The following is a 24,116-nucleotide window of genomic DNA, read 5'->3' as shown; positions in this document are numbered from 1 at the left end:
ACCCCCGCGAAAGAGGCAGCCGCAGCGGCCAGGAGAAATAAAAACGAGGATGAGTGGGTTCAAATCGGATCATAATTCGGGCCCCAGCGCGAAATGCAGCCGCAACGGCTTGTCCTCCTCGGAGATGGCCACCGCCAGATCGAGCCTGACCTGGCCGATGGGCGTCACCCAGCGCACCCCCACCCCGGTGCCTATCTTCCAGGCCTCGCTGTAGTCGACGGTGGCCGTGCCGCCATCCACGAACAGGGCGCCGAGCCACTTGTCGCTGAAGCGGTAGTTGTACTCTAGGCTGCCCACACTGGTGTAGCGCCCGCCGGTGAGCTTGCCATCCTCGTCCTTCGGCGAGACGGTCTCATAGCCGTAGCCACGTATGGTCTGATCGCCACCGGTGAAGAAACGCAGGGAGGGCGGCACCAGGGAGAAGTCATCCCCTATGATGGCTCCCTGCTCGACCCGCATCAGGAAGCGGTGATCCTCTCCCAGGGTGCGCAACCACTTGCTGCGTCCCCACACCCGCATGAAGTTGATGTCCGAGCCCCAGTAAGGGCTGGAGAATTCCGTCGTCAGTTGCTGACGATCCCCCCAGTCCGGCACCAGGCCACCGCGCACCCGCAGCCGCGACCAGGAGACCCCGGGGATCAGCAGCAGGCTGTTCCCCTCGTCGTTGCCCTGCACGTAGCGCTCGTTCTCCAGCCGGATGAAGACGTCCCTGTCCCAGCTCTCCGGCCGCCGCTTCCAGCGGTGCACGCCGAAGGTGGCCAGATCGGATCGGGTATCGTTGTTGTCGGTGTACTGATAGCCGGCCTGCAGGGAGTAATAGTCCCGCAGCGGGTTGCCGACCGGGATCTGGTAGTCGAAACTGAGCTCAGCCTCCGGGGCCGAGATCTTGGCGGTGCTGGAGAGGCTGTGGCCATAACGGTTGACCCAGGGCTTCTCCCAGGTGGCACTCAGGCGCGGCCCCACGTCCGTGGCATAGCCGATACCGGTTTCGATCTCGTGGTCGACCCGGTTCGAGAGGGTCACCTGCACCGGCACCAAGTTTCCCTCGGCCTGGCTGATCATGGGCTTGATGTCCACCTGCTTGAACAGCTTGGTGGAGGAGACGTCCTGGGACATCTCGGCCAGCCGGATCGCCAGATAGGGATCGCCACTCTTGATGTTGATGAGCGGCCGGATCAGGCGCAGGGCCTCCGGCGTCGCATCGTAGTGGATCTCGCCGAAGTGATAGCGAGGACCTGAGCGGAACAGGATATAGATCTCGGCCTTGCCCTGATCCGGGAAGACCTTCACCTGACTCTTGCTGATCTTGGCGTCAAAATAGCCCCGCGCCAGCCCCAGGCTGCCGAGATCCGCCTTGATGGACTCGTACTTGCCATGGTTGAGGGGATCCCCCTCCTTCAGGGGCAACTTGTCCAGCAGCTCGCTGTAGACCTCGTCGCTGCCCGCCTCTCCTTCCAGCAGAATGTCGAGGCGCGAGATGAGCACGGGCTCCCCCCGCGCTATCTCGATCACTACCCTGGCGGGGGATTTCTTGTCGCGATTGAGGGTGATCTTCGGCTGGTAGTAGCCATAGACCTGCAGGGCTTTTTGCACGCTCTCGGTGATCTTGGCGCGGGCGGGACGATACTGGCGCTCCTGGTAGACCGGCAGGGCATTGAGATAGGCCTCGACGTTATCCTTCTGTTCCCCCTTGATGCCCTTGATCTGATAGGTCAGCTTGGCCGCCATGGCGGGGGTCACCAGCAGCCACAGAGAGAGGGCGAGCAGCAAGGTGACGAGCCCGGGGCGACGGGTTCGCCCGGGTGAGGTGAACCCGGCAGGCAAAATAGGATGGCATCCTGTCAAACGTCAATTTCCCCGAATAACATAATTAAAAAACTGTTCGATTTAGAATGATAATGGGGCTCACCCCAGGCGAGCGCGGCTCATCCTAGCATAACCGCAGTCCCGAAATCCCCCTCTCCCCCGGGGCTGGCGTCCTCTTCCGGAGCCGGCTTTCACCTGGGCCTGACAGGAAAACAGTCCGCCAATGAGGGAAAGTGTGCACTCTCCCGGCAAGGGTCGTACAAAAAATCGGCACCCAGGTCCGATACCGGCAGCGCCTTCCCGTCGCCGCCCTCGGCGTTGCTGCGCTCGCCACGCGACAGCCCCTGTCGGACGGCCCCGGACCTTGAGACCCCAGATCCCCTGACAGGCTTGACATCACCGTCTGGTGCCCCCATTGCCATGTCATGCTATTGAACAGGAAAATAATTTTAAATCAACAACTTGAATAGGTGGCACTAAAGCTTCGTTCAATCCAATCGATTTATCCCGCTGCCACTGCCACCTTCCCTGCCCCACACTGATGTCATCAATCGCAGGAGAGATCCCATGCACTTACGTAGCGAACAACTTGCTGATTACATAGCCGACCGACTCGAATTCGTCACCTTCCTGGCCTGTTGCAGTGCCCTGCTGGCCCTGTTGACCGGTATGAACGGCCAGCAGGCCCTGGCCTTCACCGCCCTCAACCTGCCCTTCGGGCTCGCCCTGCTGCTGGGGCTGGCCATGCTGGCACCGCTGCCGGCCCACTGGCGCCTGCCCGGGATAGTCCTGCTGCTGGTCGGTGGCGCCCTGCTCACCCTGCAGCTCGGCGGCGACTGGCTCAATCCCCTGGCCATCTGGAGCCTCTACGCCCTGCTGGGGCTGGAGATCCTCTGGCAGTCTCGCCCCAGGTCACGTCTGGCGACCCATCCCCGCGGCTGATGTGCCGCCGGCGGGGCTGACGCGCGCACCGAATTGGAGTACCCTTGCGCCCCCTTTACCCTCGCCGAGGAGCGTTCCGATGAAAAAAGCCTGTGCTCAGCACATTCTGGTCAAGACCGAAAAAGAGTGTCTCGAGATCAAGGAAAAACTCGCCAAAGGGGCCGACTTCGGCCAGATGGCCAAGCGCTTCTCCACCTGCGCCTCCGCCAAGCGCAGCGGCGATCTGGGGGAGTTCTCCAAGGGGGACATGGTCAAGGCCTTTGACGATGCCGTCTTCAAGGGGGAACTCCTGACCGTGCTGGGGCCGGTGCGCACCAAGTTCGGTTTCCACCTCATCAAGGTGCTCTACCGCAACTGAGGGCCCTCCCCGCGCCCCCTGCCCTGACAAGGGCTCGACCGGACCCTGGCTGCCGCCCTGCAGCGCCTGCGGCCCAGGGCGGCAAAAAGCGCCAAGATAAAGATAATTTACTAACGTTATCAGACAATTAAGTTTATCCTTCTGGGCATTGCTCCATCATAACCAGTGGATCCTGCATATGCACAGCTATTTATGGTGGCCCCTGCTGGCCTGGGTGCTGCCCCTGGGGGGCGCCCTCGGCAGCCGGGCTCATCTCTGGCCCTGGTGGCTCGGTTTCGCCCTCTGCCTCGCGAGCGCCCTGATAAGCCTCGGGCTCCTGCTGCGCCTGCCCTGGCGCTACCGCAGCTCCCCCTGTCTGTGGGCCGATGCCTGGGGCATAGCCCCCCTGCTGCTGCCCCTGCTGTTTGTCGTTCAAGCGCTGCGCTCGCCGCTCACCAACGACGTCAGCACGGATCCCCATCATCCGCCCCGTCTGCTGTGGGCCGAGCAGCTGAGAACGGCAGAGGATCTCCCCGTCAATCCCCCTCCCTTGCAAGTTTTTCCCGGCAACCCCGGTCCTCTCTATACCCACGCCTCCCCGGCCGAGGTGCTCGCCGAAGCGGACGAGCTGATGACGGAGCTAGGCTGGCGGGTGCGCCCGAGCCCGGACGGCCTCGATGCCGTGGTCACCACCGGCTGGTTCGGCTTTGAGGATGACGTGGCGCTGCGGGTCTTCACCGGGCCGAAAGAGACCCGGGTCGACATGCGATCCGCCTCCCGTCAGGGGCGCAGCGATCTGGGGGTCAACCGGGCACGGATCCAGAACTTCCTGAGCCGGCTCAACGAGCGGCTGGGGGGCGCCTACAAACCCAAGATGCAGAAAATGGAACAAGAGGAATAACATGCGCGTTGAGGTCAAGCCTGATCGGGAATATGCCTGGTTTATCCGACCCTTTTTCTGGCTGCAGCAGCGCAACTACGGTCAGGTGCTGATCCCGGGCAAGTGCTGGGGCCGCTCGCCGCGCCTGTTTGCCGCCGTCGCCACTCTCTACGGCGTCATCAACCGCAAGCGCTCCCCCATCGACCCCGTGCTGCGCTCCCTGGTGACGGTGCGGGTCTCCCAGCTCAACTGGTGCCGCTTCTGCGTCGACATCAACGCCATGACCCTCATCAAGCGCGCCGGCTCCAGCGACAAGGTGGAGGCGCTGGCCCAGTGGCGCCAAAGCCCCCTGTTCGATGAGCGCGAGCGGGCGGTGCTCGACTACACCGAGGCCATGACGGGGCTGGACGGGGTGAGCGACCAGCAGGTCGCGCGGCTCAAGCCCTGGTTCGATGATGATGCCCTGGTGGAGCTCACCGGCCTCATCGCCTTCCAGAACATGTCGGCCAAGTTCAATGCCGCCCTCGACATCGCCCCCCAGGGCTTCTGCCAGTTGCCGGTGCAGCCCGAGCGCCCGGCGCCCTCCGACAGGGAGGGCCAATGAGCCGGGGCCGCCTGCTGCTGTTGCTGGTGATGGGAAGTCTGGTCGGCGCCTTCTTCGTCTTCGATCTCGATGCCTACCTCAGCCTCTCCCGGTTGCAGGCCCACCAGGAGCAAGCCTCGGCCTGGGTGCAGGCGCACTTCGGCCAGGCGGCCCTGCTGTTCACGCTCCTCTACGTCATCACTACCGCCCTCTCCCTGCCCGGTGCCGCCCTGTTGACCCTGGGGGGCAGCGCCCTGTTCGGCGTCGGCTGGGGGCTGCTGCTGGTCTCCTTTGCCAGCACCCTGGGAGCCACCCTGGCCTTTCTCAGCGCCCGCTTCCTGTTGCGCGACTGGGTGAGCCGCCGCTTCGGGGACAAGCTGGCCACCTTTGAGGCCGGCATGGCGAAGGATGGGGCCTTCTATCTGCTGAGCCTGCGCCTCATCCCCCTCTTCCCCTTCTTTCTGGTCAACCTGCTGATGGGGCTCACTCCCATCAGAGTCAGTACCTACTACTGGGTCAGCCAGCTCGGCATGCTGCCGGGCACCTTCGTCTATGTGCTGGCGGGCAGCGAGCTCGCCACCCTCACCAGCACGGGCAAGATCCTCTCCCCCGGTCTGGTGGCGGCCCTGACCCTGCTCGGCCTGATGACCTGGCTGATGCGCTGGCTGCAACGCAGGCTCGCCCTGCGCCGGTTGCACGGCCTCTACCGCAAACCGGCTCGCTTCGACTACAACCTGCTGGTGGTGGGCGCCGGTGCCGGGGGCCTGGTCACCAGCTACATCGCCGCCGCGGTCAAGGCCAGGGTGGCGCTGATCGAGCAGCACAAAATGGGGGGAGATTGCCTCAATACCGGCTGCGTTCCCTCCAAGGCGCTGATCCGAAGCGCCCGCTTCGCCGTTGAACAGCGCAAGGCCGGCGAGCTTGGCTTCAGCCCCAGCCAATCACAGGCCGATTTTGCCGCCGTGATGGCACGGGTGGCCGAGGTGATCAGGGAGGTCGAACCCCACGACTCGGTTGAACGCTATCAGGAGCTGGGGGTGGAGTGCATCCAGGGCCGGGCCAGCCTCGTCTCCCCCTGGGAGCTGGAGGTGGACGACAGACGCCTGAGCAGCCGCCACATCGTCATCGCCACGGGGGCCAGGCCCCTGGTGCCCAAGCTGCCGGGTCTCGAGCAGGTGCCCTACCTCACCTCGGACAGCCTCTGGCAGCTACGCGAACCGCCCCGCCACCTGCTGGTGCTCGGTGGCGGCCCCATCGGCTGCGAGCTGGCTCAGAGCCTTGCCCTGCTCGGCATTCCCGTCACCCTGGTGGAGCTCGCCGATCAGCTGCTGCCCCGGGAAGAGCGGGAGGTCGCCGAGGCGCTGGCCGAACAGATGACCCGCGACGGCGTGCGGCTACTCACCGGCTGGCGGGCGGAACGTGCCGACTACGAGCCCGCGGCCGAGGGCACGCTGCCTATCCGGCTGCAACTGCGCCGGGGGGAGGAAACGCACCTGGTTGAGGGGGATCAGCTGCTGCTTGCCCTGGGCCGGGTCGCCAACGTGAGCGGCTTCGGGCTCGAAGAGCTGGGGGTGGAGCTGGCCCCCCGTGGCACCATAGCAGTCGATGGCTTCCTCGCCACCAACTACCCCAGCATACTGGCGGTGGGAGACGTCGCTGGCCCTTACCAGTTCACCCACTTCGCAGCCCATCAGGCCTGGTATGCCGCCGTCAACGCCCTCTTTGGCCAGTTCAGGCGCTTCAAGGCTGACTACAGGGTGATCCCGGCGGCCACCTACACCAGCCCCGAGATTGCCCGGGTCGGCCTCAACCGCAAGGAGGCCGAGACCCAAGGCATTCCCTTCGAGGCGACCCGCTTCAATCTGGCCGAGCTGGATCGCGCCATCGCCGACGGGGAGCGCCACGGCTTTGTCGAGGTGCTGACGGTGCCGGGCAAGGATAAAATCCTTGGCGCCACCATAGTGGGCGCTCACGCCGGCGAGCGGATCGCCGAATTTGTGCTCGCCATGCGCCACCACCTGGGGCTTGGCAAGATCCTGGGCACCATCCACGCCTATCCCACCCTGATGGAGGGGAACAAATACGTGGCGGGTGAGTGGAAGCGGGCCCACCAGCCCACCCGCCTGTTGACCCTGCTGGCCCGTTATCACAGTTGGCGCCGCGGCGCCTGAGCCCACGAGACCCTCACCATGTTCAAGACCCGAGTTCGCGCCCTGCTCCGCCCCCTGCTCACCGCCGCCCTGCTGCTGACGACCCAGCTCCACGCCGCCGAGACGACCTGGCAACAGACCCTCGCCGAGGCGAAGGGCCAGCGCGTCTACTTCAATGCCTGGGGCGGCAGCCCGGAGATCAACGCCTACCTGGTATGGGCGGGTCAGGAGATTGAGCGCCAATACGGGGTCACCCTGGTGCAGGTGAAGGTGGATGACATAGCCCAGAGCGTCAGCCAGTTGCTGGCCAGCAAGCAGGCGGGCAAGACGTCGGACGGCCCCATCGACCTGCTCTGGGTCAACGGCGAGAACTTCAAGGCGCTCAAGGAGCAGGGGCTGCTGGGGGCCCCTTTCACCCAGGATCTGCCGAACATGGCACTGGTGGACACCAAGCTGCCGGTGCACGAGGACTTCACCCTGCCGGTCGCCGGGCTAGAGGCCCCCTGGGGCATAGGCCAGCTCAACCTGATGGTCAATGGGGACGAGGTGGCCACCCCGCCCACCTCGGCGGCCGAGCTGCTCGCCTGGGCCAGGGCCAACCCTGGCCGCTTCACCTACCCCAAGCCGCCCCAGTTTCATGGCTCGAGCTTCCTCAAGCAGATCTTGCTGGAGCTGACCGCCGATCCTGCGCCCCTCTATCGGGAGGCGAGCAACGCCGACTTTGCCCGCCTCACGGCCCCGCTCTGGGGCTGGCTCGATCAGCTGCACCCCGTGCTCTGGCGCAAGGGCAAGCTCTTCCCCACCAGCGCCGCCGAGACCAAACAGTTGCTCGATGACGGCGAGCTGGCCATGGCCATCAGCTTCAACCCGGGCGAGGCCCAGAGTTCGGTGCAAAACGGCACCCTGCCCCCTGCGGTGAAGGCCGTTGCCATGGCCAAGGGGGCCCTGACCAACAGCCACTTCCTCGCCATCCCCTTCAACGCCAGCGCCCGGGCCGGTGCCAAGGTGGTGGCCAACTTCCTGCTGAGCCCCACCGCCCAGGCCCGCAAGGTGGATCCCGCGTTCTGGGGGGACCCCAGCGTGCTGCGCCAGGATGCCCTGCCGGGGAACCGTCAGCCGGCCCTGCGCTTCAAGGCGGTGGCCGAACCCCATCCCAGCTGGCAGACCCGGCTGGAAGCGGCCTGGGCCGAACGCTACGGCCACTAGACCATGAGCATCCGGCCCTGGCGCCTCCTCTTTCTCCTGCTGTGCGCCCTGTCGCTGGCCGCGCCTGTCGCCGGCGGTCTGCTGCTCCTGCTGCTTGAAGGCCTGGCCAAAGGCCATGTCAGCCTGCTGCTCGCCCAGCCTGGGCTCTGGCACTCGATGGGCCTGAGCCTCTGGGTGGCGGGGGCCTCCACCCTGGGGGCCCTGTTCTTCACCGCCCTGCTGCTCGCCCGGGGGGAGGGGCGCCCCTGGATGCGCTGGCTGCGCCGCCTGCTCTCCCCCTTGCTGGCCCTGCCCCACGTCGCCTTCGCCATCGGCGTGGCCTTCCTGCTCGCCCCCTCCGGCTGGTTGTTGCGCCTGATCTCCCCCGCCCTCACCGGCTTTGACTTGCCGCCCGACTGGCAGACCCTGAGAGATCCCTGGGGGCTCGGCCTCATCCTGGCGCTCATCTTGAAAGAGACCCCCTTTCTGCTGCTGATGGCGCTCTCGGCCCTCGACCCTGCCCGAGTCAGCCGCCAGCAGTGGCTTGGGCAAACCATGGGCTTCAGCGGGTCGCAGATCTGGTGGCGCCTGCTGCTGCCCGCGCTCTGGCCCGCCCTGCGCCTGCCCCTCTATGCGGTGGCGGCCTATGGCCTGGGGGTAGTGGATCTCGCCCTGCTGCTGGGGCCCGATGCGCCAGCTCCCCTGGCGGTGCGGCTCTGGCTCTGGTATCAGGACCCGGACCTCCAGTGGCGCGGGGCCAGCGCCAGCGGCGCCCTGCTGCTGCTGGCGCTCAACCTCTTGCTGCTCGCCGCCCTGCGGCTGCTGGAGTGGAGCCACGGGACGCTTGGCAAGGCCCGTTGGCTGGACGGCAGGCGCAGCCTCCCCTCGCCCTGGCCCGAGCGCCTCACCCGGGCAGGGGTCTGGGTCCTGCTCGCCATCAACCTGCTGGTGCTGGCCTCCCTGCTGCTCTGGTCCCTGGCCCGGCGCTGGTCCTTCCCCGCGCTCTGGCCCAGCGAATGGAGCGGCCACCACTGGCTGGAGTTGCTGCCCACCCTGGGGCCCCTGCTGTGGCAGAGCCTATGGCTGGCCCTGCTCTGCGCCGGCCTCTCGCTGCTGCTGGCGGTGCTCGCCCTGGAGGCGCAGCAGGGCCGCCGCCCCCACCACAGCCAGTGGCCGCTCTGGCTCATCTGCCTGCCGCTGCTGCTGCCCCAGGCCAGCCTGCTGTTCGGGTTGCGCCTGCAGATCGACTGGCTTGGCGGCGTCGACGGCATAGGACCGGGCTGGGTGCTCTGGAGCCAGCTGCTGTTTGTCTTCCCTTACGTCTATCTCTGCCTGCACGGCCCCTATCGCCAGTTCGACGATCGCCTCACCCGGGCGGCACTCTCCCTCGGAGCCAGCCCCTGGCGCGCCTGGTGGCAGGTGAAGGGGCCGCTGCTGGCGCGGCCGCTGCTGTTCTCCTTCGGGGTCGGGGCGGCGGTGAGCCTGGCCCAATACCTGCCCACCCTGCTGTTTGGCGCGGGCCGCGTGGTCACCATCACCACCGAGGCGGTGGCCATAGGCAGCGGCCTCAACCGGCGACTGGCTGGCCTCTATGGCCTGCTGCAACTGCTGTTGCCACTCTTCATCTACGGCCTGGTGCTCTGGCTGCCCCGCCGTATCAACCCCGCACTGAGGCATTGATCATGCTGCATACCACCGAGCTCACCCTCTACCTGGATGATCACCCCATGCTGACACTGCCCCCCCTGACGGTGGCCCCCGGCGAGGTGCTGACCCTGATGGGCCCGAGCGGCTGCGGCAAGAGCTCCCTGCTGGCGGCCTTCGCGGGGGTGCTGCCCCCTGGGCCTATCCGGCTGGCGGGGGAGATACGGCTCGGCGAGCGGCTGCTCACCCCCCTGGCGCCCCAGGCGCGGCGCATCGGCATGCTGTTTCAGGACGATCTGCTGTTTGCCCATCTGACGGTGGCAGAGAACCTGATGTTCGGCATGCCGGCGCATCTCAGGGGGATGGCGGCGAGACGGGCCTGCGCCCTCGAGGCGCTGGCAGAGGTGGGGTTGGCAGGGCAGGCGGACAAGCTGCCGGGCCAGCTCTCCGGCGGTCAGAAGGCACGTGTCAGCCTGCTGCGGGCCCTGCTGGCAGAACCAGAGGCCCTGCTGCTGGACGAGCCTTTCTCCCGGCTGGACAAGCCGCTACGGGCGGCCTTCAGAACCCTGGTATTCGAGCGGCTCAAGACGCTCGGCATGCCCGCCCTGCTGGTTACCCACGACGAGGAGGATGCCCCGGGGACTGTCCTGACACTCACCACTCCCTGCTTGACCAAAGAGGACTCCGACTTTGTTTGATCGCCACCTGATCCCCCTCATTCGCCGCCCCCTCCAGCTGCTGGCCGCCCCCCTGTGTCGGGCCGGGATCAGCGCCAACCAGATAAGCCTCACCGGCTTTGCCGTCGGCATGCTGGCCTTGCCGCTGCTGGCACTGGGCTGGCACGGCTGGGCCCTCGCCGCCATCCTGTTCAACCGGCTGCTAGACGGCCTGGATGGGGCCGTGGCGCGCCAGACCGGGATCACCGACTGCGGCGGCTTCCTCGACATCAGCCTCGACTTCATCTTCTATGCCGCCGTGGTGCTGGGCTTTGCCCTCGGTGACCCCGCCAACGCCCTGCCCGCCGCCACCCTGCTGTTCGCCTTCATGGGCACGGGCTCGAGCTTCCTGGCCTTTGCCGTCATGGCGGGCAAGCGCGGCATCGAGAACCCCGTCTACCACCACAAGTCCCTCTACTATCTGGGCGGCCTGACCGAGGGGAGCGAGACCATCGCCCTGTTCGTGCTGATGTGCCTCTGGCCCGCCGCCTTCGCCCCGCTCGCCTACGGCTTTGCCCTGCTCTGCGCCATCACCACCCTGACCCGGCTCTGGAGCGGCTACCACACCCTGCGTTGAGAGGAGAGGGGCCTGTCGGCGAATTCAGCGGCTGATGAATATGGCCCCCAGGCCCTGCACTGAGCACTTGCGCATGGACGCCAATGTTTTACCATGACGGCACTCTTTTTCAGGCTCACGAGAACCATATGCGTCGCCTTCTTTTCACCCTCTCCCTGTTCCCTCTGCTGTATGGCTGCAGCAGCACACCGGCCCCCAAGCCCGTGGTCAAGCCGCAGCCCCGGAGCGCCTTCATCAATCAGACGCCGCCGAGCAAACCTTTCTACCAGCAGGGGGTCAGCAAGGGAGACTTCGCCAACCGCAGCAACGTGGATCAGTTCGTGCAGCGCATGGTCGACAAGCACGGCTTCAACGGCGCCGAGCTGCATAGGGTGCTGGCCCAGGCCGAACGCTACGACTGGATCATCCGGCTGATGGACGCCCAGGCGCCCACCACCACGCCGCCCACAGGGCCGACCGGTGCCTGGAATCGCTACCGCGCCAAGTTCATCACCCCGGACAATGTGCAAAACGGCGTCAGCTTCTGGCGTGAGTACGAGAGCGAGCTCAATCGGGCGCAGCAGATCTACGGGGTGCCCCCCGAGATCATCGTTGGCATCATAGGAGTGGAGACCCGCTGGGGCCGGGTGATGGGCAAGACCCGCATCCTGGATGCCCTGGCGACCCTGGCGTTCGACTATCCGCGCCGGGCAACCTTCTTCACCGGCGAGCTGGAGGCCTTCCTGGTGATGACCCGGGATGAGGGCATGGATCCCACCGAACCCAAGGGTTCCTACGCCGGCGCCATGGGCTATGGCCAGTTCATGCCGTCGAGCTTCCAGAGCTATGCGGTGGACTTCAACGGCAATGGCCACACCAATCTGTGGGATCCGGTGGATGCCATCGGCAGCGTGGCCAACTACTTCAAGGCCCATGGCTGGGAGAAGGGGCAACCGGTGGCGGTACGCGGTCAAGGCCAGCTGCCCGGCTATGAGCACGGCTTCCAGACCCGCTACCCGGTCACCACCCTGCGCGGGGCAGGGCTGGCCCCCACAGCGTCGCTCGGCAACCACAAGGAGGCGAGCCTGCTGCGCCTGGACGTGGGCACCGGTTATCAGTACTGGTACGGCCTGCCGAACTTCTACGCCATCACCCGCTACAACCACAGCACCCACTACGCCATGGCGGTGTGGCAGCTGGGTCTGGCGGTCAGGGATGCCAGAGGCGGCTACTGAGCCAGCCCCACCCTACGAAAACGGGCCCATCGGGCCCGTTTTGCTATTCGTTTTCCAGCAGCCAGCGCTTGAGCAGAGCAGCCAGTTGCCCCTGCTCCTCGTTCGTCAGCGGGGCCAGCAGGCGTCGTTCGTTCGCCACGTGGCGCTCCACCGCCTGATCGACCAGCTCCCGCCCCGGCTCCGTCAGGCAGACCAAGAGGCTTCGCCTGTCATCGGGGGAAGCTTCACGTCTTATCAGGCCACGCTGCTCCAGCTTGTCGAGCCGGGCCGTCATGGCCCCCGAGCTCAACATGGCGGACTGGTAGAGGGCGGTCGGGGTCAGCGGCTCACCGGCCCGGCGCAGGGTTGCCAGTATGTCGAAGTCCGAGCCCAGCAGGCCGCACCCCTTGAGCTCTTCACTCACCTCGCGCCCGGCGATGGCCGCCATGCGCGCCACCCGCCCCAGCACCCCCATGGGGGAGCAGTCGAGATCCGGTCGCTGCCGCGCCCACTGGGCCAGCAACAGGTCTACATGATCACTATCCATTCCGGCTCCATTATCTTTTCGAAAAGATACTTGATAATAAACTAACTCGCGGCTAATTTATCTTTACTTAAAGATACTTTATTGCGAGACAACCATGCCACTGCTGATTGCCCTGCTCGCCCCCCTGCTCTGGGGCAGTACCTATGCCGTCGTCAGCCTCTACCTGACCGACTACTCCCCCTACTGGGTGGCCGTGTGGCGGGCGCTGCCGGCCGGTATACTGCTGTTGCTGCTCCATCCCCGCCGGCCACCCCTCACCTGGAACCGGCAGTTTCTGCTGGCGTTTTGCAACATCACCGCCTTCTTTGCCCTGCTGTTCGTGGCGGCCTATCGCCTGCCGGGGGCGGTGGCGGGCACTCTGGGCGCCACCCTGCCGCTGATCCTGATGGGACTCGCCTGGTGGCAGGATGGCAAGCGACCCAGCCTGAAGTGGCTGCTGCTGGGCCTGATGGGGCTCGCGGGTGTGCTCCTGCTGCTCAATCCCTCCGCCAACCTGGATCCCGTCGGCGTGGCGTGCGCCCTGCTGGCCACCCTGCTCATCGGCCAGTCCAGCCGCTGGATGCAGCGCTGGCCGGTGAGCGATCTGCTGGCGCTGACCGCCTGGCAACTGCTGCTCGGGGGCCTGATGCTGATCCCGCTCGCCTGGTGGCTGGCGGGCCCCATGCCGCTGCCACAGCTGGCGAGTGCCCCCGGGCTCATCTGGCTTATTCTGCTCAACACGGCGCTGGCCTACTGGGCCTGGTTGTGGGGGCTCAAGCGCCACGGTCCCGAGGTGATGGGCATGCTGGCCCTCACCAACCCCATGGTGGCTGTCTCCTTCGGCGTGCTGCTGGTGGGAGAGACCCTGGACGGCCGCCAGTGGCTCGGCATCGCGGTGATCCTGCTCTCCCTGTTCCTGATGAAGCTGCCGACCCGTCCCCTCTTCAAGGGCGGGCAGGTTGCCAAGGCTTGCCCAGACCAGCCGGGAAATGGCTGATCGGGCACCAGATCCCCGCCAGGCACACAGCAAAAAGGAGCCGATATGGCTCCTTTTTATGCGCTTCAGTGACTGGCTTCAGGCTCAGACGCCGGCCTTGGCCAGGGCCGCAGAGACGATCTGCTGGGCCTCCTGCTGAATGAGGTCCAGGTGCGCCTCGCCCTTGAAGCTCTCCATGTAGATCTTGTAGATGGACTCGGTGCCCGAGGGGCGCGCCGCGAACCAGCCGTTCTCGGTCACCACCTTCAGGCCGCCGATGGCGGCGTCGTTGCCGGGGGCCTTGGTCAGCTTGGCAAGGATGGGCTCACCGGCCAGGGTCGAGGCTTCCACCAGCGCCGGATCCAGCTTGGAAAGCACCGCCTTCTGGGCGCTGTTGGCGGGAGCGTCGATGCGGCGGTAGCTGGAGCGGCCGAACTTCGCTTCCAGGGCATCGTAGTGGGCCTGGGGATCCTTGCCGGTGACGGCCAGGATCTCGGCCGCCAGCAGGGCCAGGATGAAGCCATCCTTGTCGGTGGTCCAGACGGTACCGTCCTTGCGCAGGAAGGAGGCGCCCGCGCTCTCCTCGCCGCCGAAGCCGAACTCGCCGCTGAAAAGACCATCCACGAACCACTTGAAGCCGACCGGCACCTCTTTCAGGGTGCGACCGATCTCGCCGGCAACCCGGTCGATCATGGACGAGGAGACCAGCGTCTTGCCGACGGCGGCGTTCGCAGACCAACCGGTTCTGTGGGTGAACAGGTACTGGATGGCCACCGCCAGGTAGTGGTTCGGGTTCATCAGACCCGCCTTGGTGACGATGCCGTGACGGTCGTAGTCAGGATCGTTGCCAAGGGCGATGTCGAACTTGTCTTTCAGGGCAATCAGGCCCGCCATGGCGAACGGGCTGGAGCAGTCCATCCGGATCTTGCCGTCTTTATCCAGGGTCATGAAAGAGAAAGTCGGATCGACGCGATAGTTGACCACCTCGATGTCGAGATCGTAGCGCTTGGCGATCACATCCCAGTAGGCCACGCCAGAGCCGCCGAGCGGATCCACCCCGATCTTGATGCCGGCACGCTTGATGGCCGCCAGGTCCAGCACGTTCTCGAGATCGTCCACATAGGGAGTGACATAGTCGTGTTCGACCACGAATTCACTCGCCAAGGCCTCGGCGAACGGCATCCGCTTCACGCCAGCCAGACCGGCTTCCAGAATAGCGTTGGCGCGGTCTTCCACCCACTTAGTGATCTCCCCTTCGGCAGGACCGCCGTGGGGGGGGTTGTACTTGAAGCCACCGTCTTCCGGCGGGTTGTGGGACGGGGTGATCACCACACCGTCCGCCAGGGCCGCAGGTTTGCCGGCGTTGTGGCGCAGGATGGCGTGGGAGATGACCGGGGTCGGCGTGAAGCCGAGGCCTGCCTGAATGCGAGTCTCGACGCCATTGGCCGCCAGCACTTCCACCGCGCTGGAGAACGCCGACTCAGAGAGGGCGTGGGTGTCCATGCCTACAAACAGCGGGCCCGTGATGCCGGCCTGCTGGCGATACTCCACCAGCGCCTGGGTCACCGCCAGGATATGGGATTCGGTGAAGGCGTTGTGCAGGGCGCTGCCCCGGTGGCCAGAGGTGCCGAAGGCCACCCGCTGCTCGGGGCGGCTCATGTCCGGCTTGTTGAGGTAGTAGGCGCTGACCAGACGGGGAATGTTGGTCAGATCGCTTATGCGGGCCGGCTTGCCGGCGTGGGAATGCTGTGCCATGGCGTTTTCCTTGGTGAGACCTTGCCTGGCAAGGCCTTGAGTCTGTGATGCGTTAAACTGCGCCGCACACCCGAGCCGTCAGAGCCTCGTCATAACCCATGCTGGCCATCAGCTGGGCCACCATGTTCTGCTTGCGGCTGGTGTTGGTGTTGGTGATGACCCAGAACGGGGTATCCGGCACCTGCTTGGGCTTGGTGGTGCTGCCGCTGGCACGCAGTGCCTCGGGATCCCGGGAGAAATAGACGCGCTTGCGCCCCTTGATCTCGGTCGCCTGAGTGAAGCTATCCGGGTTGTCCCGGTACAGGGTGCTGAGCACCAGCATGAAGCGGTTGATGGACTTCTCTTCTTTTTGCAGCTCGTCGGAATCGAGCAGGGCTTCCAGTCCCATGGCATCGGCCAGGGGCTGAGGCTGGACCACAGGCGCAGCCGGCACTGTCGTCCCCGCCTTGACGGGTTGTTCCAGCAGACGGCGCAGGATATCGGAGGCACTCTCGCCGATGTGCCGGGTCTGGCTCGCGATAAAGAAGTAGAGATCGTCATCAAGCTCGATGGTTTTCATAGGGATGCGCTGGACTCGTCGAAATTCGGATGCGGCGATTATACATAGGCAAACCCGGCAGCCCAAGGGAGGGGCTGGCAGATGTGCATGAATCTCCTTGAGAATACGGCATAATACGGGGCCAGGTGTGTGATCCCCCGCACTGATAGCCGATCCCGGGTCGTTTTTTTGGAAAAAAAACCACAAAAAAATCCCCCCTGAGGAATGAAATCCTTTTCTTTCAGTGTGTTAAAAATATGGCGAAACAGCCCACGACCGATAAGGTGTCATTTTGCAACAAAACTCATTATTGAATTTCAAGGATCAAGGACAAGGCCCGGTCGTCGTGCTGATCCACGGCCTGTTCGGCAGCCTGGACAACCTGGGCCTGCTGGCCCGCCCCCTCAGCGAGCAGTACAGGGTCATCAGCGTCGATCTGCGCAACCACGGTGCCTCCTTTCACAGCGGCGAGATGAGCTATCCACAGCAGGGGGCGGATGTGATCGCCCTGCTGGATCAGCTCGGGCTTGAGCAGGTGGCCCTCGTCGGTCACTCCATGGGGGGCAAGGTAGCCATGCAGGTCGCCAAGCAGGCCCCTGCCCGGATCGACCGGCTGGTGGTGGCCGACATCGCCCCGGTGGCCTATCCCCATGCCCGCCACCAGAATGTGTTCGCCGGACTCAACGCCACGCTCGAGCGCCTTCCTCAAAGCCGCAGCGAGGCGGAAGCCATCCTGGCTGAACATATCGAAATCCCCGGGGTGCGCCAGTTCCTGCTCAAGTCCTTCGCCAAAACCGAGGCGGGCTGGGGCTGGCGGTTCAATGTGCCGGCCCTTGAGCGAAACTACGCCAACATCATGGGCTGGCCCGACGGCCAGACCCGCTTCGAGGGGCAGACCCTGTTCATCAAGGGGGGGGATTCCGACTATATGCAGCCCCAATACACCGAGACTGTGATGGCACAATTTCCGGCAGCGAAGGCCCGCATCATCGCCGGAACCGGTCACTGGCTGCACGCAGAAAAGCCGGCGTTGTTCAACAAACTGGTTGTGGATTTCCTGTCGACAGGCGGTTAACAGTTTCAAATCCTTTGTGATATAGTGCGCCCTTCATAAGGAGTGCGCGCAATCCATGCTGAGTGAACACATCGATCTGATCGAGAGTCTGGGCCTGAAGCTGTTCTTCGTGGCCATCTTCCTGCTGATTGGTCTGGCCATTCACGACGTTCTCAAACGCGGCAACGTGCCCCGTTTTGGTCGTCTCATCGTCTGGCTGGTTCTGTTTCTGGGTTGCGCGGGTTTTGTCGCCAAGGGGCTGATCGAAATGGGCTGGGAAGGCTCAGGGATCGGCTAACTACTTTTCATCTGTGATGTATGGCCAAACAGCAAACTGATCGAACAACACTGGATCTGTTCGCAACTGAGAAGCGCCCCGGCAGGCCAAAGACCAATCCACTCCCCCGTGAGACCCAACTCAAGATCAACAAGCGCAACCAGCTCAAGCGCGATCGGGAGAACGGCCTGAAACGGGTCGAGTTAAAGGTGGAGGCCGAATTGCTGGAGCGCCTGAACCAACTTGCGCTACAACAGAACGTCAGCCGAGCCGAGCTGATCCAATCTATCCTGAAGCAACAGATTGAGTCTGCGCATGCAGCAGGCATCGCAATCTGAACCGTTAAGCATTAACCAGATACGGGTAACTAAACACTATGGCTAGTGTAGGTCTGTTTTTCGGCAGCGATACCGGTAATACCGAAGCTGTCGCCAAGATGATCCAGAAAGAACTGGGCAAACAACTGATTGAAGTCCGTGACATTGCCAAGAGCAGCAAGGCCGACATCGACAGCTTCGATCTGCTGATGTTCGGTATCCCGACTTGGTACTACGGCGAAGCCCAGGCCGATTGGGATGACTTCTTCCCCGAGCTCGAAGAGATCGACTTCAACAACAAGCTGGTTGCCATCTTCGGCTGCGGCGATCAGGAAGACTATTCCGAATATTTCCTCGACGCCATGGGCACCCTGCGTGACATCGTCGAAGCCAAAGGTGCCATCATCATCGGCCACTGGCCAACCGCGAGCTACGAGTTCGAGGCCTCCAAGGCACTGGTAGATGACAAGCACTTCGTCGGTCTGGGCATCGATGAGGATCGCCAGCCGGAGCTGACTGCCGAGCGCGTCAAGGGCTGGTGCAAGCAGTTGCACGAAGAGATGTGTCTGAGCGAGCTGGAGTGATCTCCCTCCTCTGACAACAAGGGCCCTGCTGGGGCCCTTGTTGTTTTTACTCCTTCATGGTCGATGCAGCCTGACCCGGCGTCCTGTGCTCCGGCTTGGATTTCACATACAGGGTGCGCCTGACCTGGGCCACCAGTTCGCCCCGCTTGTCCTGTACCTGCACCTCGAACTCGGGGAAATGCTTGTTGCCCCCCTCGGTCGCCGCCACGATCGATGCCAGCTTGGCGTCGGTCAGATTGAACTCCGCCACCAGCATCCCCTTGCCAGGCTTGATGAAATTGATGCTGCCCGCCTTGTCCCAGACGTAATAGCGGTTCTTGAAATGGCCCATCAGCATCAGCGGATAGATGGGATCCGTCATGGCGAACATGCTGCCGCCGAACTGGGTCCGGTTGGCATTCTTGTTCCACCAGCGGGACTTGAGGGTGACCCGACAGAAGCGAAAATCAGGGCTCAATGTTTCTATCTTGATGCCCGCACCCCAGAACGGGGGCCAGGCGTTGAGGGCATGGCGCACCCAGGCCGCGTTGTCAAAAAGCCAATCCATGGATCTCATCCGACCAGACTATAGAGAAGTGACATAGTATCAACATTCCCTCGCCGAGCAAGCCTGAACCGGGCTGGCCAGATTAATCTTCCACAGGGGGGAAATGTGCTAAACCCCTTGAATTACTGGGTTTATTTTTGACTTGGCTACGACCTATAATGACAGGCCAAGCGAGTTCGTGGTTGCCATTCCAGCGGCAGTCAATCAGAATAACCACACCTTCGAGAATGCGAATAAATAGAATATGGCAGACAACAACCAAGCGTTAAAAAAGGCCGGGCTCAAGATCACCTTGCCCCGCGTCAAGATCCTGGAAATCCTGCAACAGCCGGACTGCCAGCACACCAGTGCGGAAGATCTGTACAAACGGCTGATCGATCAGGGTGAGGAGATTGGTCTCGCTACCGTCTATCGCGTTCTCAACCAGTTTGATGATGCCGGTATCGTCACCCGTCACCACTTCGAAGGGGGCAAGTCGGTGTTCGAGCTGGCGACCCAGGAGCATCACGACCACCTGGTCTGCCTCGACTGTGGCAAGGTGATCGAGTTCTCTGACGAGGTGATCGAGCAGCGTCAGCGCGACATCGCCAAACACCACAATATCCGCCTGACCAACCACAGCCTCTATCTCTATGGTCACTGCGTGAACGGTGACTGCAAACACGACGAATAACGCCGTCGGCTGCGAGCAGCCATGAAAAAGCCAGCATCACGCTGGCTTTTTTTGTGTCCACAATCCGGACCAGAGTGGCAGGGTCTCCCCTGCCCTCTGCCTGTCAGACGGCAGCCATCAGGCCTCGGCCTTGCCCCAGACATCGCGCAGAGCCACGGTGCGGTTGAACACCAGGTGCTCCGGGCTTGAGAGCTTGTTGTCGGCGCAAAAATACCCTTCACGCTCGAACTGGTAGGCAAACTCAGGCTTGGCGTCCTTGAGGGACGCCTCGACCCGGGCACCGGCGATGATCACCAGGGAATCCGGGTTGAGCGCCGCCTCGAAGTCGTCCTCGGCACCGGGGTTCGGCATCTTGAACAGACGGTCGTAGAGACGGATCTCGGCCGGCAGGGAGTGAGTAGCGCTGACCCAGTGGATCACGCCCTTCACCTTGCGGCCATCGGCCGGATCCTTGCCCAGGGTCTCGGGATCGTAGGAGCAGTAGATACAGGTGACCTTGCCGTCCGCATCCTTCTCGACCCGCTCGGCCTTGATGACGTAGGCGTTGCGCAGGCGCACTTCCTTGCCCAGCACCAGCCGCTTGAACTGCTTGTTCGCTTCTTCCTTGAAGTCCGCCTCGTCGATGAAGATCTCGCGGGTGAAGTTCAGCTCGCGGGTACCCATCTCGGCATTGCTCGGGTGCGCCGGTGCGGTCAGCACCTCGTCGGCGGCCAGGTTCTCGATGACCACTTTCACCGGATGCAGCACCGCCATGGCACGGGGGGCGTTCTCGTTGAGATCGTCACGGATGCAGGCTTCCAGCATGCTCATCTCGACGATGTTGTCCTGTTTGGTCACGCCGATGCGCTGGCAGAACTCGCGGATGGAGGCCGGAGTGTAACCACGGCGACGCAGTCCGGAGACGGTCAGCATGCGCGGATCGTCCCAACCGCTGACGTGCCCCTCGGTCACCAGCAGGTTCAGCTTGCGCTTGGACATGACGGTGTATTCGAGGTTCAGACGAGAGAACTCGTACTGACGCGGGTGACAGTCGATGCTGATGTTGTCCAGCACCCAGTCATAGAGGCGACGGTTGTCCTGGAACTCCAGGGTGCACAGGGAGTGGGTGATCCCCTCCAGGGCGTCCGAGATGCAGTGGGTGAAGTCATACATCGGGTAGATGCACCACTTGTCACCGGTCTGGTGGTGGTGAGCAAACTTGATGCGATAGATGACGGGATCGCGCATCACCATGAAGGGAGATGCCATGTCGATCTTGGCGCGCAGGCAGGCGCTGCCTTCGGCCATCTCACCGCTCTTCATCTTGGCAAACAGCGCCAGGTTCTCTTCCACGCTGCGATCGCGGAACGGGCTGTTCTTGCCAGGGGCGGTCAGGGTGCCGCGGTATTCGCGCATCTGCTCGGGGGAAAGCTCGTCCACATAGGCCAGACCCTTCTCGATGAGCTCGATGGCATAGCCGTGCAGCTTGTCGAAATAGTCGGAGGAGTAGCAGATCTCGCCGCTCCACTGGAAGCCGAGCCACTGTACGTCCTGCTTGATGGACTCCACGAACTCGATGTCTTCCTTCGCAGGGTTGGTGTCATCGAAGCGCAGGTTGCACTGGCCCTGATAGTCACGGGCGATGCCGAAGTTCAGGCAGATGGACTTAGCGTGGCCGATATGGAGATAACCGTTCGGCTCCGGCGGAAAACGGGTATGCACGCTCTTGTGCTTACCGCTGGCCAGATCTTCATCGATGATCTGACGGATAAAGTTGGTTGGGCTGCTCGCCTCGCTCATGGCTCACCTCAAAAATGCGTCACTGGCGGAAGTTGTGCCGGTTGGCACCCTCATCACCCCGCCGTCAAGCCGGATATGATCCCTCATTACGCGCCCTGCCTCAACCTGAATTTGGCCAATCCGGGCCATTGGCGTGCTAAAAACGGGAAACAGCGGGAGCCCCTCTGAACCCTGGCTAAAAAAAGCCCCGCACGAGGCGGGGTCACAAGTGATGAAAAACAGACAATACACACACAACAAAGGTTCACACGCACAGTCAACCTTTCCCAAAGCCGATGACCTATCGGTCTTGGGAAAGGCGGGTCTTGCGACCCACCTTGCGTTATGGATTGAGGACTATCAGTTCAGCTCTGTGACGCGGCTGGTGCGCTTGCCATCGAAGCTGGTGGTACGCAGCCAGACCTTGCCATTCACGCTCGGCTTGGCCGCGGCGTCATAGGCGGTCCAGGTGGTGCCGTCCAGGCTGTACTGAATGGGCAGACCCGGCAGATCCACGTTCGCTTCCAGCTTGCCGTTCACCACCTTGGCACCCGGCACCGAGAGGCGGTATTCCACACCGGCCTGGTCGAGTTTGGGCAGCACGCGCTGACCCAGCAGGTTGGCGAACTGGTTCCACTCCTTGTTCAGGGTGGCCTTGTTGACGTGCTTGGTGGTGCCGGAGAACTCGCGACCCTTCACGTAGTCCAGCTCGAAGCCACCCTTGTGCCAGGCACGCTCGGCCACGGAGAAGATGCGCGGGTAGACCATGTACTCGTACTGGGCGTCGGTGCGTACTGTCTCGCTCCACTGCTGACCAGAGATCCCCTTGAACTTGACCGGATCCTGGTCCCCCTTGGCCACGAAGGCGTTGCCGTCGCGGTCAACCGAGGTCTCGGCGTTCTGCGGCAGGTTTTCCGGGGCGAAGGCGAACACCTTGCGGGTGTCGTTGAAACGGGTCGCCCAGTAGTAGCCGCGCTCGGCCGGGTGTACCTCGTTCGGGAAGTCGAAGTAGAGGTAGTCCGGGTTCGAGAGCACCACGTCATAGCCCTTGTGCGCCCACTTCATCGCCTCGTTGAAGCCACCCCAGTAGAGGGTTTCCCAGAAGTTGACCCGGGTCTTGTCGGTGGCGAACACGCTGGCATCCGTGGCGTACTTCAGACCATCTTCCCACGCCTGCAGGGTGGAGAAGCCATGGCCCTTGACCATCTCGCTCACTTCCTTGGCGAAGTGGACAGGCAGCTCGGCCACGTCCTTGATCTTGCCATCGTCGATCATCTTCTGGCACAGGGGGGACTTGCCGAACGGCTTGTCCTGCTTGCTGGAGTCGACGTTGCCCTTCCAGGCGACCAGTTCTTCTTTCTTGGTGACGGCCGGATCCTGGTAACCACCGCCCTGCATGATGTTCTTCGCCTCGTCACCACCGTAGTGCCAGGCGGTCAGCGGCTGGCCGGCGGCCTGGTGCATCTGGGCCACTTCATCCATCACCTTGGCCACGAAGGTGGCAGCACCCGGCTGGCAAGGGTTGATGAAGGACATCTTGTCGTAGAACTGCACCGAGGTGACGTTGGAGGTGTCATCCGGGTCAGTCAGACGGAACTGGTTCGCTTCGGTCTCTTTACCTTCAGCCAGCAGACGCTTGTAGCGCGCCTCCATGGAGACCACGGCGGCACGGGCGTGAGCCGGCATGTTGATCTCGGGGATCACGGTCACGCCGCGGGCCTTGGCGTAACGCACCAGGTCGATGTAGTCGGCCTTGCTGTAGAAGCCGGAGCCCTGGTTGTCGTTGGTGGGACCAGAGCCGAGCTGCGGCATCAGGCACTTGGTTTCGGACTCGTCGTGGCAACGCTGGCTGCCGACCTCGGTCAGCTCCGGCAGGCCCGGGATCTCGATGCGCCAGCCTTCATCGTTGGTCAGGCCAAGGTGCAACACGTTGAGCTTCATGGCAGACATCTGGTCAACCAGCCTCTTCATGGTCTCCGGGCTTCTGAAGTGGCGGGCCACGTCGGTCTGCATGCCGCGGTATTCAAAGCGCGGAGCATCTTCGACGCTCATCTGGCTCACCAGTTTGTCGTCAACCCCCAAGAGGGAGATCAGGGACTGGGCGCCCCAGAAGGCCCCGTCGATGTCATGACCCTGCACCACAGTGCCTTTGGCGCCTATGGTCATGTCGTAGCCTTCGGCCTGCTTGAGCTTGCTGCCGAGCTTGATGGTGACCGGGTAGCCGGTGTCGGAGAGGGTAACACCCAGCTTGGTCAGTTGAGCCTTGATGGCCTCGGCGCGATCGCTTGGCAGGTCCAGGGCATTGAGCTTGATGGTAGAGAAGTCGACCTGGGGACCGGCCTTGACCACCTGCTTCATCGGGGTCGGCAGGATCTGGTCGTCAATCTTGCCGGCAGGCAGCAAGGTGCTGGTCTGGTTGGCGGCAAAACGGGTCTCGCTGTTCATCAGGATGTTGTTGTCATCCTTGGTGCGCTTCCAGCCGTCGGCCGGCATCGGCTTCTCATAGGTGGTGGCATCGTCGATGTTGCTCATGCTGGCCAGCACTTTCGGCTCGGCCCCTTCGCTGGCGACGTACCAGTTCGGCATGATGTCAGATTCGAACAATACCCAGTACTCCACCACCAGGGGCACTTCGACCGTGGCGTCCTTGGCAAAGCCCTGGAACTTCTCGGTTGGCGTCAAACGATAGAGGTCGCCGGTCAGGTGGGTGATGGTGAACTGGTCGTTGTCCACCCGCTGGATGCGGCGGATGGAGGAGACATAGATGCTCCAGTCCTTGGAGGTAACGTCGGCACCGGTATTGGTCAGGTGCAGCTTGGCGACACCGCAGCTCGCCCACTCGGAGCCCAGTGCCTGGCAATCGAGACCGGCGCCGGCACCGTCATTGGTGACGACTTCGTACTTGACGACCAGATTGCTGGCGAGGGAATCGACCACGGCTTGCTTGGCGGCATCGGCTGCCTGTACCTGGCTGACGAAAACGGTAGACATGGCAATGGCTAACAGAGAATGTTTCAAGTTCATAACTGCTGCTCTCATTTGAAGTAAAGGTTGGATTTTCTTGGCTTTTTTTATATGGGGCCCCTGAGCGGGGCCCT

23 protein-coding genes are annotated in these 24,116 nt (G+C 63.4%); 16 read left to right on the top strand and 7 right to left on the bottom strand.

The features are described 5' to 3' along the window. Window positions 1-69: 69 nt before the first annotated feature. On the bottom strand, window positions 70-1,845 hold the full coding sequence (gene tamA, locus BN1127_RS17135; protein ID WP_042650243.1) for an autotransporter assembly complex protein TamA: 1,776 nt from the start codon (window positions 1,843-1,845) through the stop codon (window positions 70-72). Window positions 1,846-2,373: 528 nt separating this feature from the next. Here tamA and BN1127_RS17130 point away from each other — a divergent pair. The 10 genes from BN1127_RS17130 to mltB all read left to right on the top strand — a co-directional run bounded on the left by BN1127_RS17130 (window position 2,374) and on the right by mltB (window position 12,034). Further along, on the top strand, window positions 2,374-2,748 hold the full coding sequence (locus BN1127_RS17130; protein ID WP_042650242.1) for a hypothetical protein: 375 nt from the start codon (window positions 2,374-2,376) through the stop codon (window positions 2,746-2,748). 79 nt (window positions 2,749-2,827) lie between these two features. Beyond that, window positions 2,828-3,106, top strand: a complete 279-nt coding sequence (locus tag BN1127_RS17125) for a peptidylprolyl isomerase (RefSeq protein ID WP_042650241.1) — start codon at window positions 2,828-2,830, stop codon at window positions 3,104-3,106. A 178-nt stretch (window positions 3,107-3,284) separates the two neighbouring features. Next, window positions 3,285-3,986, top strand: coding sequence for a DUF1499 domain-containing protein (locus BN1127_RS17120; protein ID WP_042650240.1), 702 nt, complete (start codon window positions 3,285-3,287; stop codon window positions 3,984-3,986). A 1-nt stretch (window position 3,987) separates the two neighbouring features. After that, entirely contained in the window at window positions 3,988-4,569 is a 582-nt protein-coding gene (locus BN1127_RS17115) for a carboxymuconolactone decarboxylase family protein (RefSeq protein WP_042650239.1), read from the top strand. After that, window positions 4,566-6,719, top strand: a complete 2,154-nt coding sequence (locus BN1127_RS17110; RefSeq protein WP_042650238.1) for an FAD-dependent oxidoreductase — start codon at window positions 4,566-4,568, stop codon at window positions 6,717-6,719. The genes BN1127_RS17115 and BN1127_RS17110 overlap by 4 nt, the downstream gene beginning before the upstream one ends. A gap of 18 nt (window positions 6,720-6,737) precedes the next feature. Further along, window positions 6,738-7,904 (top strand): ABC transporter substrate-binding protein, encoded by a 1,167-nt coding sequence (locus tag BN1127_RS17105; RefSeq protein ID WP_042650237.1) that lies wholly within the window; start codon window positions 6,738-6,740, stop codon window positions 7,902-7,904. Window positions 7,905-7,907: 3 nt separating this feature from the next. After that, entirely contained in the window at window positions 7,908-9,563 is a 1,656-nt protein-coding gene (locus BN1127_RS17100; protein WP_042650236.1) for an ABC transporter permease, read from the top strand. A gap of 2 nt (window positions 9,564-9,565) precedes the next feature. Then, window positions 9,566-10,225, top strand: coding sequence for an ATP-binding cassette domain-containing protein (locus BN1127_RS17095; protein ID WP_042650235.1), 660 nt, complete (start codon window positions 9,566-9,568; stop codon window positions 10,223-10,225). After that, window positions 10,218-10,820 (top strand): CDP-alcohol phosphatidyltransferase family protein, encoded by a 603-nt coding sequence (locus BN1127_RS17090; RefSeq protein ID WP_042650234.1) that lies wholly within the window; start codon window positions 10,218-10,220, stop codon window positions 10,818-10,820. The genes BN1127_RS17095 and BN1127_RS17090 overlap by 8 nt, the downstream gene beginning before the upstream one ends. Before the next feature lie 128 nt (window positions 10,821-10,948). Further along, complete coding sequence (gene mltB / locus BN1127_RS17085) at window positions 10,949-12,034, top strand: lytic murein transglycosylase B (RefSeq protein WP_042650233.1); 1,086 nt, start codon at window positions 10,949-10,951, stop codon at window positions 12,032-12,034. Window positions 12,035-12,077: 43 nt separating this feature from the next. On the opposite strand, the gene BN1127_RS17080 is transcribed toward mltB, so the two are convergent. Next, complete coding sequence (locus tag BN1127_RS17080) at window positions 12,078-12,560, bottom strand: MarR family winged helix-turn-helix transcriptional regulator (RefSeq protein WP_005325629.1); 483 nt, start codon at window positions 12,558-12,560, stop codon at window positions 12,078-12,080. Between the two features lie 94 nt (window positions 12,561-12,654). On the opposite strand from BN1127_RS17080, the gene BN1127_RS17075 reads away from it, so the two are divergent. Beyond that, window positions 12,655-13,536: a DMT family transporter gene (locus BN1127_RS17075; RefSeq protein ID WP_042650232.1), complete on the top strand. Its 882-nt coding sequence runs from the start codon at window positions 12,655-12,657 to the stop codon at window positions 13,534-13,536. Window positions 13,537-13,620: 84 nt separating this feature from the next. Here BN1127_RS17075 and pgm read toward each other — a convergent pair whose 3' ends face one another. Together pgm and seqA are read right to left on the bottom strand one after the other, a co-directional pair. Continuing rightward, window positions 13,621-15,270, bottom strand: a complete 1,650-nt coding sequence (gene pgm / locus BN1127_RS17070) for a phosphoglucomutase (alpha-D-glucose-1,6-bisphosphate-dependent) (protein ID WP_042650231.1) — start codon at window positions 15,268-15,270, stop codon at window positions 13,621-13,623. Window positions 15,271-15,322: 52 nt separating this feature from the next. Then, window positions 15,323-15,829: a replication initiation negative regulator SeqA gene (gene seqA, locus BN1127_RS17065; RefSeq protein ID WP_042650230.1), complete on the bottom strand. Its 507-nt coding sequence runs from the start codon at window positions 15,827-15,829 to the stop codon at window positions 15,323-15,325. Window positions 15,830-16,118: 289 nt separating this feature from the next. Here seqA and BN1127_RS17060 point away from each other — a divergent pair, with 289 nt between their 5' ends. From BN1127_RS17060 to fldA, 4 genes are read left to right on the top strand one after another with little or no spacing between them, the layout of a single operon-like run. Further along, window positions 16,119-16,883: an alpha/beta fold hydrolase gene (locus tag BN1127_RS17060; RefSeq protein WP_042650229.1), complete on the top strand. Its 765-nt coding sequence runs from the start codon at window positions 16,119-16,121 to the stop codon at window positions 16,881-16,883. A 55-nt stretch (window positions 16,884-16,938) separates the two neighbouring features. Further along, window positions 16,939-17,160: a DUF2788 domain-containing protein gene (locus BN1127_RS17055; protein ID WP_005325663.1), complete on the top strand. Its 222-nt coding sequence runs from the start codon at window positions 16,939-16,941 to the stop codon at window positions 17,158-17,160. A 20-nt stretch (window positions 17,161-17,180) separates the two neighbouring features. After that, window positions 17,181-17,477 carry a LexA regulated protein gene (gene ybfE, locus BN1127_RS17050; protein WP_005325670.1) on the top strand — a complete coding sequence of 99 codons (297 nt, stop codon included), beginning with the start codon at window positions 17,181-17,183 and terminating at the stop codon, window positions 17,475-17,477. 38 nt (window positions 17,478-17,515) lie between these two features. Further along, window positions 17,516-18,040: a flavodoxin FldA gene (gene fldA, locus BN1127_RS17045; protein ID WP_005325673.1), complete on the top strand. Its 525-nt coding sequence runs from the start codon at window positions 17,516-17,518 to the stop codon at window positions 18,038-18,040. Between the two features lie 46 nt (window positions 18,041-18,086). On the opposite strand, the gene BN1127_RS17040 is transcribed toward fldA, so the two are convergent. Beyond that, on the bottom strand, window positions 18,087-18,587 hold the full coding sequence (locus tag BN1127_RS17040; protein WP_042650228.1) for a DUF4442 domain-containing protein: 501 nt from the start codon (window positions 18,585-18,587) through the stop codon (window positions 18,087-18,089). Between the two features lie 244 nt (window positions 18,588-18,831). Here BN1127_RS17040 and fur point away from each other — a divergent pair, with 244 nt between their 5' ends. Next, window positions 18,832-19,260, top strand: a complete 429-nt coding sequence (gene fur, locus BN1127_RS17035) for a ferric iron uptake transcriptional regulator (protein ID WP_005325677.1) — start codon at window positions 18,832-18,834, stop codon at window positions 19,258-19,260. Between the two features lie 117 nt (window positions 19,261-19,377). Here the strand turns inward: fur and glnS are convergent, their stop codons facing one another. Then, a complete protein-coding gene (glnS, locus tag BN1127_RS17030) occupies window positions 19,378-21,039 on the bottom strand; it encodes a glutamine--tRNA ligase (protein WP_005325679.1) in 1,662 nt (553 codons plus the stop codon). Between the two features lie 339 nt (window positions 21,040-21,378). Next, window positions 21,379-24,042 carry a beta-N-acetylhexosaminidase gene (locus BN1127_RS17025; protein ID WP_042650227.1) on the bottom strand — a complete coding sequence of 888 codons (2,664 nt, stop codon included), beginning with the start codon at window positions 24,040-24,042 and terminating at the stop codon, window positions 21,379-21,381. Window positions 24,043-24,116: the final 74 nt, after the last annotated feature.

This window comes from Aeromonas media, from assembly GCF_000819985.1.
In the GTDB taxonomy this organism is placed as follows: Bacteria; Pseudomonadota; Gammaproteobacteria; order Enterobacterales; family Aeromonadaceae; genus Aeromonas; species Aeromonas media.
The sequence above is the reverse complement of the archived record's forward strand: the minus strand, read 5'-3'. Positions and strand labels throughout refer to the sequence as shown.